The 17163-nt window shown below is 36.1% G+C and carries 10 protein-coding genes and 3 pseudogenes; 11 read left to right on the top strand and 2 right to left on the bottom strand.

Annotation, left to right across the window (positions count from 1 at the left end):
* Positions 1-4: 4 nt before the first annotated feature.
* Together H280_RS0104510 and H280_RS0104505 are read right to left on the bottom strand one after the other, a co-directional pair.
* Complete coding sequence (locus tag H280_RS0104510; protein ID WP_020059924.1) at positions 5-649, bottom strand: class D sortase; 645 nt, start codon at positions 647-649, stop codon at positions 5-7.
* 55 nt (positions 650-704) lie between these two features.
* Positions 705-1214, bottom strand: coding sequence for an excalibur calcium-binding domain-containing protein (locus H280_RS0104505; RefSeq protein ID WP_020059923.1), 510 nt, complete (start codon positions 1212-1214; stop codon positions 705-707).
* A 391-nt stretch (positions 1215-1605) separates the two neighbouring features.
* On the opposite strand from H280_RS0104505, the gene H280_RS0104500 reads away from it, so the two are divergent.
* The 11 genes and pseudogenes from H280_RS0104500 to H280_RS0104445 all read left to right on the top strand — a co-directional run bounded on the left by H280_RS0104500 (position 1606) and on the right by H280_RS0104445 (position 17055).
* On the top strand, positions 1606-2082 hold the full coding sequence (locus H280_RS0104500; RefSeq protein WP_020059922.1) for a PH domain-containing protein: 477 nt from the start codon (positions 1606-1608) through the stop codon (positions 2080-2082).
* Positions 2075-3499, top strand: coding sequence for a PH domain-containing protein (locus H280_RS0104495; RefSeq protein ID WP_020059921.1), 1425 nt, complete (start codon positions 2075-2077; stop codon positions 3497-3499). Before H280_RS0104500 ends, H280_RS0104495 begins: the two co-directional genes overlap by 8 nt.
* Positions 3500-3811: 312 nt before the next feature.
* Entirely contained in the window at positions 3812-10372 is a 6561-nt protein-coding gene (locus H280_RS0104490; RefSeq protein WP_020059920.1) for a DNRLRE domain-containing protein, read from the top strand.
* Positions 10373-10412: 40 nt separating this feature from the next.
* Positions 10413-10664, top strand: a complete 252-nt coding sequence (locus H280_RS0104485; protein WP_020059919.1) for a hypothetical protein — start codon at positions 10413-10415, stop codon at positions 10662-10664.
* 66 nt (positions 10665-10730) lie between these two features.
* Positions 10731-10937, top strand: a pseudogene (locus H280_RS26925) (RHS repeat-associated core domain-containing protein); the annotation flags it as partial.
* 216 nt (positions 10938-11153) lie between these two features.
* Positions 11154-12464, top strand: coding sequence for an SMI1/KNR4 family protein (locus H280_RS0104475; RefSeq protein WP_020059917.1), 1311 nt, complete (start codon positions 11154-11156; stop codon positions 12462-12464).
* Between the two features lie 26 nt (positions 12465-12490).
* Complete coding sequence (locus tag H280_RS0104470) at positions 12491-13213, top strand: DUF4261 domain-containing protein (protein WP_020059916.1); 723 nt, start codon at positions 12491-12493, stop codon at positions 13211-13213.
* Between the two features lie 101 nt (positions 13214-13314).
* Complete coding sequence (locus tag H280_RS0104465; RefSeq protein ID WP_020059915.1) at positions 13315-14166, top strand: hypothetical protein; 852 nt, start codon at positions 13315-13317, stop codon at positions 14164-14166.
* A gap of 193 nt (positions 14167-14359) precedes the next feature.
* A pseudogene (locus H280_RS23020) lies at positions 14360-14678 on the top strand (ribonuclease E inhibitor RraB).
* Between the two features lie 624 nt (positions 14679-15302).
* Positions 15303-16106, top strand: a pseudogene (locus H280_RS24705) (RHS repeat domain-containing protein); the annotation flags it as partial.
* Positions 16107-16134: 28 nt separating this feature from the next.
* A complete protein-coding gene (locus tag H280_RS0104445; protein WP_020059913.1) occupies positions 16135-17055 on the top strand; it encodes a hypothetical protein in 921 nt (306 codons plus the stop codon).
* Positions 17056-17163: the final 108 nt, after the last annotated feature.

Raw genomic sequence — 17163 nt, 5'->3', positions numbered from 1 at the left:
ATGTCTAAGTGGTTGAAGTCAGCTTTGCTTCAATGATATATCTGTTCGGAGCATCTCCAATATAGTCAAACGGATAACATGTTGTTAACGTTAAAATTGGTTCATCCTTTTCTACAATAACAGTGCGATCTTCTGCATCTGTAACCCAATGACGAGTGATTTGGTACGTATATGTTTTGTTGTCATATTCCACAATTAGTGTATCGTTTTCTTTTAACTCGCCAAGTTCAATAAATACCGTATCTCTATGTCCACTTAAAACTGTGTGGCCATTACCAGCTGGAGTAGTTGTAAGATCACTTACGAACATTCCAACTCCTTTTTTTAATACTTTAGGATCCGCGCCCCAATACACAGAGAATTTTTTATTAATTTTCGGTATAACTAATAATGCTACTTTTTCCCCTTGTCGATGTTGTACTTGCGTAGTTGGAACTTGCACTGATTCCGATGGATGATCATCAGGAGGGGAGACTTCAGTATTTTGGGTAGAATGTATAGATTCTGGAGCAGTCTCATAATTTTTCATTTCATTTTTCGTTAGAGCAGCAGTGGAGCGTTTGGAATTGTACAGTTCTAGAAAATAGTATGAGCCAATAGATAAGCCTATTATAATTAAGCATAGTCCTAGAATTTTCTTTTTGTTCATTATATCCCTCCTATGCGAAAACGACAGGATTTCTCCTGCCGTTCTAAGGAACTAATTATGCATTTGTTTTAGTGCGACGGAACAATAATACTGAACCTACTGCTACTAAACCAGCACTAACTAATAACATTGTGAACACATTAGATGCTGTGTTTGGTAACTTTTCCCCTTGTTTTTTTGTATCTTTTTTAACTACATTGTCTTTTTTAGTGTCTTTAGTAGTTTTTGGTTCTTCTTTTGAAGTAGTTTGTTTATTTTCTTGTTTAGCAGGTTCTTGCTTTGTATCTTGTTTTGCATTTTCTTTATTTTCGTCTTGTTTGCTAGCAACGAATTGATCGTAGTCACCTTTTTTAACTTCACATGGTAAACCATCGTTGTCACGATCTAAGTCGTGAGGATCGTTAGTTGCGCTATAACCGTTTTTGTACCAAAACTCCATTACGTCTTGTTTCGATTTGAAGTGCTTGCAATTTTTGTCATCCGTGTTCTTTGCAGCGTATGCAGCTGAATTGTATCCAGCAAATAAGAATGCGAATGCAAATATTGATACTAATAGTTTTTTCATGAATTTCTCCCTCTCTTGTTGGTATGTATTTACATTGTAATATTTTACATATATGTTTTACAAAAATCAACATTTTCTGAGAAAAATGTAAAATTTATATTATATTTGGATATTATTTTTTGCATTTTGATAATGTTACTACTCTCTAAAGTTATTAGGTTACTAAAATAATGGAGTTAAGCTAAGTGTTATTTTCACAATTTCGAAGAATGCCTCTGATAAGATATAAGCTGTATATAAAAAAGGCTTTTACTAATATGTAGAGCATCTGAATGGTACACACTAATAGGGAATTTTTTCCTTTGCATATCTTGTTTTCTAATTATGTTTCTAATATGATTATAGAGTCACAGAAAAAGTTACACTAGACTATGAAGTTAGAGGTGAAAGAATGCGACCATTAGAAAATGAAATTCATCCAAAGATGGTAAGAGTATGGCAAATTAGCTCGCTCATTACATCTGGAATCGGTCTTATTATTACAGTTGCTTATTTTATATTTATGATGAAATTTGACTGGACAGGTTGGATATTTGGAGCGCTTGTAATCGGTCTTCTTGCGTATGCACCGCTTGGTTATCTTGTATTTCCAAGTTTACGTCAGCGCTATTATAGTTATGAGTTAAACGAAGAAGAAATGGAAATTCAAAAAGGGATGTTTACGGTAGAGCGAGTACTTATCCCAATGATTCGTATTCAGCATATTACAATTGAACAAGGGCCTATTATGCGTAAGTTTGATTTAGCTGAGTTGAAAATTGCAACAGCCGCAACAGCGCATACTCTTCCGGGATTAACGATGCGTGAAGCTGAGAGATTAAAGCGCCAAATTGCAGAACTGGCAAAGGTGAGTGATGAGGATGTATAAGCGGCAGCATCCGATTACGATTTTGTTTGAGATAAAGCTAAGTAGTATTTTACCAGTATTTTTTGTTTTCGTTGTGAAAGATGGAACATTTCCTTTTTGGTATTTGATTCCGCTTCTGTTTATAGGAGCAGGAATTATTTTTAACTTCATTTCGTGGTATTACAAAATGTACTGGGTTGAAAATAATGTACTGCATATTAAAGAAGGTCTTTTCACAAAGAAAGAAAGCTTTTTAAATAAAAACCGTGTCCAAACCATTAATACGAGCTCAAATGTTTTATATCAAATATTAGGTCTCACAAAGCTAAAGATTGAAACTGCTGGCGGCGCTGACGAAGCAGAAGTACAGTTAGTAGGAATTACTCAAGAAGAAGCAAAAAGTTTAATTGCCATGTTAAATAAAAATAGCGATGTGAACGATGAACTTGAATTAGAGGTTACTGCGATCGAAAAGAAAGAACATAACACAGTCTCATATACATTAACGTGGAAAGAAATTTTACTGGCAAGTATTACGTCCGGGAAATTTGGCCTTTTATTTTCCATTCTTTTCATTTTAGCAGATAAGATTCGCGATATTATGCCGAATCATATTGTGAAGAAAATTGAACATTATATGGAAACGTACGTATTTGAAAGTGATATAGCTGGCTGGGCGTACATACTTGTTGCTTTACTTCTATTATCGTGGATTGTTTCAACGATTCAATATGCACTGCAACATGCGAATTTTACCATTTCACGTAAAGGAGATGAAATTCGCATTTCACAAGGGTTGCTAGAAAGAAAAGAGCTTGTCTTGAAAGCGCATCGTATTCATGGGATTAAAATGAAAGAAGGGATTCTTCGCAAACCTTTTGGATATTGCTCTGTTCACGTAGAAGCGATTCAAAAATTTGAAGAAGGGCAAACAGACGTAACGATCCATCCGCTTATAAAAAAGAAAAAAGTACTAGAGATGCTGCAATACTTACAATTGCCATATGACATAAACAGTGAGATGACAAGATTACCGAAAACGGCAATGAGACGTCATATGTTAGATAATTTTGTTTTCGCTTGTATTGTAGCAGTACCGATTATCGGGGCGAGTATGTATTTTCACAAATACTTTCTATTCGCATTGCTATTACCACTTTTCCTAGTGTCCATCTGGCTTGGTTATGCGCAGTACAAAGCAGGCGGATATCGTATTGATGACGATCAGCTAACAATGTCCTATCGCAGAATCGCAAAATATACGGTTTTTGTGAAAAGAAGACATATTCAATCTTTAAAGAAAAGTCAATCATACTTCCAGAAAAAAGATGCACTTTGTACATATCATTTCCATAATGCCTCGGCTGGTCATACGTTAGAACATGTACGAATGGAAGATGCGGAGAAGATGCAAAGTTGGTATAAGCGAGAACTTTGATATATCGGCATTTTGACACGATATAAAGGTTCTTCGATGAACTGGAAACACTAAAAGGAGCTGACAGAAGTCATCTCCTTTTTTAAAATATGGAACAATTAAACTAAATTGATATTTTAGTTTGTGAAATAAAATGTGAATGTTTAATAATTTTACCAAAATTACTTTGAAATAAAAAGGTTTATCGAAAAATGTCAGAAATTTGTGCTTTTTAATTGTTTTAAATTGCGAATTTTCTAAAATATATTGCCTTTATTTTCTACTTTTTTTACATTGGTTTTGTAATATTAAAAATTTTGGCGAGGTGAATGTATGAAAAGGGAAAAAAGAAAAAGGCGATGGTACCGGTATGTAATCCAGTTCATCGTGATGGCGTTAATTGTGTCTTCTATTCCGATGGAGGCAATTGCGGAAACGATGAACAAGGACAAATCAGCGCAGGAAAACAAGGTTCCTTCTACTGAACAAGCAAAGAAAAAGGCTGAACAGAAACGAACATCAGACGGAAAACCTACTGAAGTAGTAGAAGAACGAACCGAACACGAGAAAGTGTTTGATAACAAGAATGGAACGTATACAAAGAAAGTCTACACAGAGCCCATACACACAAAAAAAGATGGGAAGCTAGAAGAAATTCAGCCAGAACTTGTTGAAAAATCCCCACAAACAATCGCGACAAAAACTACAAAGTTAAAACCGACATTTCAAAAAAAGCTAGAAAAGAAAGAATACGCGGCCTTTGAAGTAGATGGTCACAAGGTTACGTATAAGTTAACAGGAGCCAAGGGTGAGAAAGAAGGGCTCCAACCATCTCAAGTTGCAGCTACTTATGAAAAAAATGAGATTTGGTATAAAAATATTTTTCCAAAGATCGATTTACGTACGATTACGTTTAATGACAAAGTAAAAGAAGATATTGTTCTGAATGAATATACAGGACATCATATTTTTACCTTCCAATTACAAACCACATTGACACCGAAGTTAGAAGAAGACGGTTCTATTTTGATGGTGGATGATAAGCAAAAAATAGTATTTACATTACCAAAACCGTTTATGACAGATTCCAATATACATCCTGAATCGAATGAAGCACCGATTTCAGAAGATGTAAAGTATACGTTAGAGAAACAAGAAAACAATACGTACAATGTAACCGTTACGGCAGATCCGAAGTGGCTGCAAGCTCCTGAGCGGAAATATCCAGTTTATATTGACCCTTCTATTACGATGGGGAGCTTTCAAGAGGCTTACGTATCGAGTGCACATCCAAAGAACAATTATTCCAGATGGGTACTTTGGGATGAAGGGCAGAAAGCGCATACACTAAAAGTAGGTTATTTTGATAATCGTACTGGTTATAATTTTGCCTATATGAAGCCGGAACTTTCTAGCTTGAACGGCGCAATTGTACATGATGCACAGTTTTATGCCTATGCGTCGTGGCATTATTACGGAAATAATCCGAATGAAGTTTGGCTAGATGAAGTCAAAGGTGACTGGGATTATATTACGATGAACTGGGAAACAAAACCGTGGTCTGAGGAAATCGCAGTTACGAATGTTGGCCGACATCAATGGGCGCAGTTTAATGTTACAAACACAGTGAAAGCGTGGGTAAGCGGCGAGAGACCGAACTATGGGTTTAAGCTGCATCCTAACGGGCGAGGACAAACGCATTGGAAGAAATTTATTGCGGCTTATAACGGAGGAGATACAGCGCCGCATTTAGAAATTACGTATTCTTATCCAAAGCCGAATAAACCACGTTTATCAGCTTATTCAAATGGCATTGGAAGCGAAACAGGACATATTAATGTGAACTGGGATGCAGTACCAGGAGCAACTGGATATCGAGTTGGTATTTTCGATGGAGAAGATTATAACTATTATCAAGTTGGGAATACGACATCTTGGTCAACAAAGGATAAAAAAATATGGCCAAATAAAGAGGAAGTAAGCCGCGGGCGAAATGAGCTTCACTTCGATGGATTAGGCGGAGAAGTGCCAACGAGCCCTTCTCAGTTGTATCAAAATAATGGTTCTAAAGAACAAGGTAACGACAAACATGCATACAAAGTAAAAGTTGTAGCGGAGTATCCTCATGATGAAATGAGTCCAGAATCAGACGAAGAAAAGGTATTTGTGCCGCTAGAAGCACCAAAGCAGCCGAAATCGCACGCCTTTACGAATTTGACTGGTTCTCAATCGGGATATATTGAGCTGAACTGGGATCAAATTCCTGGCGCTACAGGTTATCGCGTTATTTTTTATAATGGAAAGAGTCACGATGTATTTGATGTTGGAAATGTGACGAAATGGTCTACGCAAGGAAAGAAAATCTATCCAACGGCAGATGAATTGAAAAATGGCCGCTACCAGTTCCATACAGATGGAAAGGGAGAAGAACTTGCGTTAAATCCTTCGAAGTTGTATGAAAATGCAGGTGATTTTAGAAGCGATAAGTATTGGGTTCATATTCAAGCCTACAGCAATATCGGACATGCCGAAAGTACGTATTCCCCGGACTACGGCATTAAAATGACAGAACCAACAGATATTTTTGGCTTAAAAGACTATATGGCTTCTGTTGATGTGATTGGCGGTAAAGTAAACGCGACGAACGGAAACTTTGTTATGGATGAATCGGACTTTACCTTATCAGGCCGAGGTCCTGATTTACGTATTGACCGCGTATACAATAGTAACAGCACAGAACAAGGTGTATTAGGAAAAGGCTGGACGAGTTCTTTTGATGAAAAAGTACAGGAGCAGCCAAATGGAGATGTACACTTCATTCATGAAGATCGCGCAGTCGATCGTTTTGAAAAAACGGGCGACAACTCTTACAAAGCGCCACCGGGTGTCTTTTTCGAAATCAAGAAAACAGACAGCAGGTATACGGTTACTGATAAAGATCAAACGGTATCCGAGTACGATAAGCAAGGTCGTTTAACAAAGGTAAAAGACGAACACGGCAATACGCTGACGTATCGCTATGAAAATGGCCGCGTTGTCGAAATTACAAACGCTTCGAATCGTAAGGTATCGTTACAGTATACAGACGGATTATTAACAAAGCTTGTCGGTCCTGAAAATCGTACAGTTACGTATACGTATAAAGATGGGCAACTAGTAGGTGTAACAACGCCGAGAGGAAAACAATATCGATATGGCTATGAAAATGGGAAACTACGTTACGCGTATGATCCGAAACATACAGAGCAAAAGCCGTACAAAACAACATACACATATGACAACAATCGACTCGTTAGTGTAAAAGACGCATTAGGGAAAGAAACGAAACTCTCTTATAACAGTGAAGCAAGAGAAGTGACCGTTATTGATCCAAAAAATGTGAAAGACATGTACCACTACAATCTTGCGGGAAATCCGGCTAAAACGGTTGTAGATGCAGCCGGATTAAAGCTAACAACAACGTATGAATATGAAACAAACAATTTAACGAAAAAGACAGATCCAAAAGACCAAGGAAAACGCGTTTCCGAAAGTTATACGTATGATGGGAAAGGAAACGTAACATCGGCGACAGACGCAATTGGAACAGAGAAGTATGAATATAACCAAAATAATGATGTAACGAAAGTAACAGATACAGAGAATAAAACAGCGTCTGTGACATATAACGGTGCCAATGCTGTTTCAGAAACAGATTATAAGGCGCAAACATCATCTGTGACGCAGTATGACTCTTACGGAAATCCAATTCGCGGCAGTTTAGAACTAGCGCCGGGCGGCAACTTGATGCGAAACCCTGGCTTTGAAGCGGGGGGCGATCATTGGGAGCTACGCGGATGGAATGATGGCGGGAAAAATGAAATCGATCGTAACGTTCGTGCACCGCAGTTAGGACAAACGTCTTCTCTGCGCATGGATACAAAAGGTATTAATGACAGCTGGGGTGCAACAATCGCCAGCCAAAAAGTAGATGTTGAGCCAAATAAACCATATATTTTAAGCGGATGGATTAAAACAAGTGGTTTAGAAAAGGCGGGTGCACATTTCTATGTTATTCAGCTAGATGAACATGGAAATCATGTAGGAACCATTTCGAATAACCATAGTAAAGTTAGCGGTACAACCGATTGGACAAAACGACAAGTACCAATTGTCACTTCTGATAAAACGCGTCAATTAATCATCGAAGTCTTCACAGCTCATGAAAGCGCGGAAGGAAAAGGAACAGCTTGGTTTGATAATTTCCAATTAGAAGAAGGGCCAATTTCATCTTCTTTTAACCCAGTGCCAAATCCAAGTTTTGAGTACTATAAAGAAAAATTAGACAATTGGCATACATGGCTGAATTTACCACGGGATAATATCGGAGAAGGATTTGGTGGGCATTCAGCACTTGTGATGGAGCGTAAGAGTCAAGATGATCCAAGTCCAGACTTGCATTATCGTCAAGAAATTGCGCTAAATCAAAGTCAGGCAAAAGACATTACAGTTACCGCAATGTCAAAAGCGGAAAACGTCAAACATAGCAGTACATCTCAGCCAAACAATGGATACTCTGTTTGGATTTATGCAGAACATGAAGGCGGAACATGGAAAAGCTATTACATCACGTTCCCGCTTGGCACAAAAGATTGGAACCGCGGAGCAGTTGTTATCCCAGCTTCAGCAGGGGCGATTAAACGCATTCAGCTTCATACGATGCTTGATAAAGAACTGACAGGAAAAGTATGGTTCGATGATATTCGGATTATGGAAGGCAACCACTTAACGAAAACAGAGTATGATGAAGATGGAAACTTCATTACTGCAACTTATGATGAAGAAAACCGTAAAAATACATTTACGTACGATCCGTATGGAAACAAATCAAGTGAAACAGATGAAAAAGGAAATAAAAAGACTTTTGCCTATAACGAAGATAACCAATTAACGAAAACAACAATGGCAAATGGCACTTCTGTTTCTTACAGTTATGATGATAATGGAAACACAACAGAGAAATTTGTCACAGCCGGCGGAAAAACGCAAAAGAACATCTTCGAATATGATGTCGATAACAAACTAACCGTCTTCCAAGATGCATTATCTCGAAAAATTGTACACGAGTATGATGCAAATGCGAACCGAACGAAAACAACGCTGCCAACAAACACTGTGTTAGAATGGGAGTACGATGCGGCAAACCGAGCGATTAAAGCGAAACGAAACGGCAAAGATGCATTCTCGTATGCATATGATGAGAACGGAAATGAAACGAAAGTAACCGATCATATAAACGGAATCACCCGTGAAAAAGCATATGACGAAGGCAACCGCATCATCAGCATGACAGACCGCGGCGGCAGCGTAAAATGGTCATATCAACCAAAATCTCACAAACTAAAAGATACAACAATCAATCACGGTTCCTATAACAACACAACAAACTATGAATATAACGCCTTAAATCAAAATACGAAAGTAACCGATAGCGGAAAAACATTTTATTTTGATTACGACGAATTTGGAAACGTCGTTCGTTATCAAGCTGGTAATGATGCAGCGGCCCAATTTACGTATGACCATACAAAGAAACTAACGAACTTACAAATTGGTACAAAAGATTCACAGCGCATTTTAGAAGAATCGTATACGTATGACGCAACAAGCAACCGTACCGCAATCGAACGTAAAAACGGTGACAAAACAGAAAAAACAACATACGCCTATGATTCTATCAACCAACTAACAAAAGAAACATTGCCAAATGGTACAAGTAAAGAATATAGCTACGACGGCTTTGGTAACCGCACCAACGTAAAAGTAACAGAAGCAGGAAAATCAGCTGTATCGACAGCAGCCGTATTTAACGAAGGCAACCAGCTAACGAAATTTGGCAGCGAATCTCTAACGTATGACGCCAACGGAAACCGTACATCCGATGAAAAATACAAATACACATGGAACGAAGCAGACCAGCTTACTGCTATCACAAAACAAGGCGAAAGCACACCATTTGCGACATATAAATACGATGATGACAGACGCCGCATTGAAAAAACAGTAGATGGAAAAACAACACGTTATCACTACGACGGCGACAGCATCAATCCACTATATGAAACAGACGGAAGTGGAAATGTCCTTCGTCAATATGTCTATTCAGTAGACGGCATCCGCCTTGCGATGAAATCCCAAGGCCAAACGGTATACTACCACTACAACCCACGCGGTGACGTCATTGCGATGACAGATGAAAACGGACAAGTCGTAGCAAGCTATGAATACGATGCATGGGGCAATGTCCTAAAGAGTGACGCAAAAGGCATCGCAGCAGAGAATCCATTTGGATATGCGGGATACATGTATGATAAAGAGATTGGGATGTATTATTTAATTGCTAGATATTACAATCCAACTCATGGCGTGTTCTTGTCTGTGGATCCAGATCCGGGTGATGAGGATGATCCGTTGACGCAGAATGGGTATACGTATGCGAATAATAATCCGGTGATGATGGTGGATTCGGATGGGAGGTATCCTAAGTTTAAAAGTTATGTAACTAAATATGTTAGAAAAGTTGACAGACAACTAACTCAATGGAGTAAATATAGCTTTGTACGTAAGGAGGTATATAGAAGTGCACTTAAAGGAGCTTCTTATGGAGCTTTCTATGGAGCCTTAGCTGGATCAGGATGGTCATATTTTAGTAAGCATATTAGAGTAGGAAGGGGATTTGGTGGATTAGGACCTAATAAAACATCTCCAAGAGTAGGAGCTGCTGGAGGTGCAGTTATAGGATACCATTTAGGGTCAACCCGTGGTGCTATTGGTGCATATGGCAAACATTTAGTAGGAAAAACATACGTCTGGGGGAAAAAGAAGTACAAAAATTGGAGAAAAAAAAGGAAATAGGAGTTTATTAAAATTTTTGCTATAGTTTGGAGTGAAGTGCATGTACGCACTAATATTAGGATTACTGACAGTAGGGATTTTTTTTACTGCTATCCCAATATATTGGGCTATACAGGAAGTCAAACAAGAAAAAACAATAGCGGACAAATGGAAAGTAGGTTTGTACTTTATTATTGATATGTGTATAATGAACCCTCTTTCTGGACTATTCTTTTCTCTTGTGATTGGTATTCCAGCCCTCTTAGGAGGAATCGTATTAATTCTACTAATTGTATTGGATATACCGATTTAAAATAACTATTATTGTGAGTGAAGGGAGTGTCGATTATTTGAGGCACTCCTTTATTATATCGACTTTCGCCAATATGTATATTCAATAGACGGTATCCGTCTTGCGATGAAATCCCAAGGCCAAACGGTATACTACCACTACAACCCACGCGGTGACGTCATCGCGATGACAGACGAAAATGGACAAGTGGTAGCAAACTATGAATATGATGCATGGGGCAATGTTTTAAAGAGTGACGCAAAAGGCATTGCCGCAGAGCGAAGAATTGCTTATAAAGCGTTAAGAAGATCTGGTGTATCAGAAAAGGCTACTAGAAAGATGATAGCAAGATCGGATAGATACTTTTCTGGAATTGGAGTAAAGGGAAGAACTAAAACAAGAATACCCGGTGATAGAAGATAAGTAATTTTAACTGACTGTATTATTATGAGATAATACAGTCAGTTTTTATGAAAAAAATTTATTAGTGAAAGAAAGGAAGCTGAGAGAATGCAATATAATGAGGTATTGGAGCAATGGAGGGGAATTATAAATAAAGTTAAAAGTATTCAAGGAGAAACTTATTTGGAATTTGAACCTATTGCAACGGAAGAAGAGGTTAGGGCGAAAGAAAGTGAGTTAGGGGCAATCTTTCCAGAATCTCTAAAAGATGTATTTAAAAATTTTTCAAAACGAGTAGAAGTAGGATGGGTGCTTCCAGATAATATAGTGCCCACAAAAGGGTTTGAAAATATATATTTAGGTGAAATGGCATGGAATCTGGATGATTGTGAAGTAAAAATAGATAATTATGGGGCACCAAAGCAATTAATTGTTTATTATAATTCTGTCGGTGATTATATAGCGATTAATATGGAGGGAAATGAGTCCGTTACATATTGGTATGAGGATGAATCAAAAGAAATTTTATTAGCAAAAAACTTTAAAGAGTTTATAGAAGAAAATACAAGGCTTGCTTTGATTGGAGCTGATTATACGCAAATAGAAGAATTGATAGGAAAAGAAGGAATACAATCATCAAGTGAGTTGGGTATTAGATGGCAAAAGTATTTTGAAGAAATTCAAGTAATGCAATATCTTCGAGACAGTGACAAGCTAGAGGAAGTTATTTCTTATGTTCTTCATACCTGTGAACTACGAAATCAAGAATTACAATTGTTATGTGCATGGGATAAAAAAGTGCTGTTGGAATTTCTTTTGCAAAGAGTATTTAAAACCAATCTTTTTAAGGATCAAAGGTTATTATGTTTCATAATCGGGGAAGTCATGAAAGAAGACTGCCAAGAGTGGGTTCAATCTTTATGGGAGAAGCATACAAATATTTTCCCTGAAATGCGCTCATATTTAAGCGCAAAGTGTTTGCCGTACCATATTGGTTTTTCTCTTGTTTTGGAATATGTGCAAACAGAAAATTTGGATGGAGTGGAAGCAAATAATCATTTGAAATATTTTCGTTCAAATGATGTCATCCAATGGATGAAAGAATATGCAAAACTACCGTATGAAGGATGGGATTATTTATTTGCTTACTCAAAGCCAAAGTGGGAAGAAATGATAGAGTGGCTTCATTTAGAAAAACGACATATGGTGATTGTTGTAAATTCAATAGGGGCAATGAATTCTTTAAGCCAACAAGAAGACATAGGTTTAGGGTATCCAGATGAACCAATTGTAATTGAAAATTCACCTAATATTGAAGAGGTTATTCGAGTAATAGAAGCTTTTAAAGAGACTGGTAAGCAAAAGATACGCCATTATGAATTAAATAATTTTATTGATTACCTAGAAAGGTTTTATTGATTTTAAATTATGAAGGGATGTTAATAATGACAGAGCCGCAAATCATAATAGGAATACCTGGTTTATGGAAAAGTAGGACAGAATTAGTACAAGAGGTTGTTAGTAAAAGTAAGGGATATATTTTAGCAGGTAATATCATTCATCATATGGAGAAAAATATTGGGTTTGAAATTGATGTTTATAATCATGATTATTCTTTAGGAGAAGCTTTTTTATATGCCGGTGGTGGTCGTTTTAATCAAGAGCTACTTAGCAGGTTAGAAGAGCATACTCATACAGTGTACGTGACTGCTAAAGTATCAGATATGCAGAGTATAAAAGAAGTAATTGATGTAGGAATGGCGCTATTAAATGCCGGTGGGATCGCACTAAAAATTGAAACAGTGGGTTTAGCTTATTCTAAAGAGGAATGGAAACAGCTCGCGAATAATAAAGAATTATTTCCTGTATATTCGCATGTCGTAAATTTAATTGGAGATGAAAAAGGCTATTATTCATGTGGCATGCAAATATTTGCATTACCGGATGCTATGGTACATTCGAGTATCAGTTTGGAAGAAGCTGCAGATTTATTAAATGATTTCAATTTATACTATCTAGTTGAGAAACCTAAATTGAAAGATGGAGATACTATTAGCTTTACACAAAATTCCCCAGTTTATAAATTATCTCAATGTAACGATTATCGATATGAACAAGATGATCCTTTTTATAACCCATGTGGTTTATGGAAGTTAGAACAGGTTTAAAATTATATTTCTACAAGCGTGGGGTATTCACTTCTATATGGGGTACGGTAACGATTATAGATATGAAGGGCAATATCTGATGGTTTCTAAAAGAATGAGGGATGGTGTATGAAAATATAAATGGTTTCTTCATTAGAAAAGATATAGATGGTGAAGTATTGTTAGTTTCCGAAAGAAAATTAACAGAATGTATAGATTATATCAATACATTCAATATTACTCGATTACAAATAAGTGATATGTATTATGGTCTTGAAGATATAAATTTTTTGGTGAAATGTAAAAATATTACCCACTTGTCTCTAGATAGTGTCTATTTGAAAGATGTTTCTAGTGTATATAGTTTAAAGAATCTTAAAACTTTATCGTTAATGGATTCTAATTATGTTTTAGAATTAAATAGACTTACTGGATTAGAGTGTTTGTCTATGTATTGTGATAAAAAGGTAACGGGTTTACAGGAGCTTTCTAATTTGAAATCCCTTTCTTTATGGAAATATAGTTCCAAGAACAGGGATTTGAATGAATTGAAAAACTTACGGAAGTTAGAGACATTAAACCTTACACAATCTAAAATAAACTCTATTAGTGGTGTGGAGAATTTAGAGAGTTTAAAGACTTTGAAATTAAACTATTTACGTACATTAACGACTATAGAGCACTTCAAATATACAAATGGTGATTTACGTTATTTAGAAATTGAAGCGTGTAAAAAGATTAAAGACTTTTATGAAATTAAATATTTGAAATCTCTAGAGGTTTTAAACCTTTTTAATTGCGGAGATATACCGACTATAAATTTTATACAAGCATTGAATCATTTAAAGCATTTTTCTTTTGTGGAAAGTAACATTATAGATGGTGATATTAGTTTTTGTGAAGGTATAGAATTTGTTAGTTTTACAGATAAGAGACATTATTCACATAAAAACAAACATTTTAATAATATATAAATCCAAATTAAAAACCTGACATAAAACCCGTTTCTTTTTAGAGGGGCGAGAGCGTCTGGCCATGAGTAGAAGCGGTCAGTGCCTGTTTCTGCCAAATGCGATGTTAAAGTAGCAGGTTACTTTTTGCCTGTCATGGAAGCGATTAGTGTGTTGGAAAGTCAAGTTGGATTTATATATATGAGGAAGGAATAAAATGAAATTTCCCAAAGATGAAGATGGACAAGTATTAAAGATGTTATATAAAAAAGGAGTTAATTTTAGTCAGCTGCATGAAGTGGATTTTTTTATTGCAGTTCCTAATCAAGAGTGTGGAGAAAAAGTACTTTCAGAAGTAAAAAAACTAGGATTAACTTGTGAATTACAAATATGAAGAAGAATTTGAAGAATGGACATGTATTTGTTCTAAGGAAATGCTGTTAAATTATGAAGATATAGTAGAAATCCAAAATGACCTAAATGGATTAAGTAAAGGATTAGGCGGCTATGTAGACGGTTGGGGGACGTTTGCATAGTAGTAGATTTATAGTAACGAAATTCTTTGTACATTCCGTTTTTTATCTTTTTGCTTTTGTTGGTGAGTAGTTTTTAGCATTTTTATAAGAAAAATATGTAACAAAAGCTGCTAGGAAGTCTTTAGTTAAAGTGTTAGGGTGACTGTGTTAGTTGAAGATGCCATTATTTTGGGAAGAGGTGTACATAATGGGGATAGAAAAGCATATAAAGACTACGGTAAGAAAAATAATCAAAAGAAAACTAGATGATAACTATGTTGAATTTTGATTTTATGGATAATGTATTCTCTGTAATTTTGAGGTACCCAGTAAGAATAATTGTAATGCTTTTTGGATTAGGGTTTATTTTTTATTGTATAAAGGAGAAATGCTGGTTATCTGCATTGGTCATGGGGATTCAAAGTGGATTACTCACTTTGGGGATGTTTACAAACGTATTAGCAAACACTTTAATAAACGTTCCTCTTATAGTGCAGTATATTGGTTTGGTGATTTTCACCATCTTATGTTGTGTTGTATTTGACTACGAAGCATCTAGAGATTAAGTGTTATAGGCCACGGAAACGTCGTCATTAAGTTACTGAAAACGAGATACCCCCAAAACGAAAGAATGGGAGTATCTCGTTTTTATATCTAACTCAAATCGGCATCCGCCTTGCGATGAAATCTCAAGGTCAAACGGCGTACTACCACTACAACCCAAGCGGTGACGTCATCGCGATGACAGATGAAAATGGACAAGTGGTCGCAAACTATGAATACGATGCATGGGGCAATGTATTAAAGAGTGACGCAAAAGGCATTGCTGCAGAGAATCCATTTGGCTATGCGGGATATATGTATGATAAAGAGATTGGGATGTATTATCTGATAGCGAGATATTATAATCCAACTCATGGGGTGTTCTTGTCAGTGGATCCGTATGCGGGGAATAATCCTGTCATGTCTGTAGATCCAGATGGCCATGCTTTTGGGCTAGTGGTTAATGCAGGTTTTGCAGTTTATGATGGATACGGCGCATATAAATCCGGAGCCAATTGGAGAGGTGTTGCCAAGAAAGCGGCACTAGGGGCAGTTGGCGGTGGTAGGTTTAAGTATGGTGCTAAAATTGGAGGCGCAATAGCCAAAAAAGTAAAGTATCATGGGCATCACGCTTTTCCTAAATACTTAGGTGGACATTCCAAGCAACCATTGGTAAAAATTCCAACTAACGTGTATAAGCAGCCTCATAAAGAAATGAGGACATTTGCGCAATCAAGTAGAAAACACAGTACGAAGTATTATAAAAATTTAAAAAATACTAATCCTAAGGCTTATAGAAAAATCTTAAAAAAGACTTATAAATTTTATGATACAAAGTATCCGCAATACATGCATGCCTTTAGAAAAGGGGTTCACTATTCAAATAAGCATGGATATTTTAAATAATAGATAATTAATAAGGAGTATGATAAAAATGTTAAAACGAAGGCCTTCTGAGCTTATTATAGAAAATAAGAAACTTTTAATTCCTATAGTGCAGTGTATAGTATATGGAAAATTTATAAAGTTAGAATCTAAATCACGTAAATTAGAATTTAAAATTTTATGCCCTATACACAAAACTTTAGAAGAGGATGATTTTTTAGATATGTATTTAAATACATATCCAGATTTTAATCATGGTGAGCAAAGTTATTATTATCAAAGATATAATTTTGAAGATTCTAGTATTTATATTGAGGGAGAGAAATTTGAAATCCTTAACGGAAATATTCAAATTAATTACTTATCAATAAGGGATTTCTCCGTGGAAATGGATTTAGAACTAAAATCTCATGATAATCAAATAATTTTCAGTAAGTGGTTTTTATATCCTGTTATTAAGGAAGCAGATAATATCGAAGAGAACCTGTATTTTAAAAATTTGATCCCAAAGATAGTCATCAATCCAGATGAATCAACCGAGCATTCAACTACTGCAAAGCCCATAGAGGAGCTGTGTCTTGAGGATTTCTCTGTTTCTCCCGTATGGGAATGGGATTTAGAAAACGAAAATTTAATGATTCAGGATGAAACATGGGTTAAACCTTCTCATATAGATAAGATATTTATGATAGATATGGCAGAAATATTTATAAAAGCGGATCTAAGGATAGGTAGTCAGATTACGTCTTATCCGTGTATTTTAAACATTGCCATAGATCAATCGATTCATCAACTGGCTATCCTTGAAGGATCTGTGTATATCAATAGAGAATATATAATGTTAGAAGATTTCTTTATAGAACAAACTTCTTTAAATCAAGTAACTTTTTATATTCAAGATCAAGTTTTTAAAGTGAAATTGAACCGTACTGGTAGGAAAATACCTATAGATTTGAAATTGACTGTATAATTAACAAACAAACCGATGTGACACGGCCTTTAATTACGACAGAATTTTGAATAGAGAATCAAAGTGCATATTTAATGGATTCTTTTTAAGGAAGGACCTGCTATGTAC

The sequence above is a fragment of the Bacillus sp. 123MFChir2 genome, assembly GCF_000383235.1.
Taxonomy (GTDB): domain Bacteria; phylum Bacillota; class Bacilli; order Bacillales; family Bacillaceae_G; genus Bacillus_A.
Note: the sequence above shows the minus strand (reverse complement) of the source record. Positions and strands in the feature narration are given on the sequence as shown.